Genomic DNA, 245 nt, shown 5'->3' on the forward strand with positions numbered 1-245 from the left:
AACATTATAGAAAGCATGCTAACGTTTGTTATAAGTAAATCTGGCGGTGAATCTTGCATTTCCCAGCGATGAAACATTTCACAAGCATCAACATCCATATTTGGAATAAAGTCTCGCTGCTCCATTAAAGCCTCAAGCTCACTTTGAGCTTCCTCAACTCTAACTCCATCTATTTTAGCTTTATTAAAACTATTTTTTGCAACTTCTAAACGCTTTTTATAATCAACATGCTCTTCTCTAGCAAC

Annotated in this window: 1 protein-coding gene; it reads right to left on the reverse strand. The window is 35.5% G+C overall.

What is annotated here, in order from left to right:
• A partial coding sequence (locus tag R0K30_RS23100) for a hypothetical protein (RefSeq protein ID WP_410613320.1) occupies positions 1 to 245 on the reverse strand: 245 nt, incomplete at both ends.

The organism is Bacillus sp. SIMBA_154, from assembly GCF_046536015.1.
Taxonomy (GTDB): domain Bacteria; phylum Bacillota; class Bacilli; order Bacillales; family Bacillaceae; genus Bacillus; species Bacillus pumilus_P.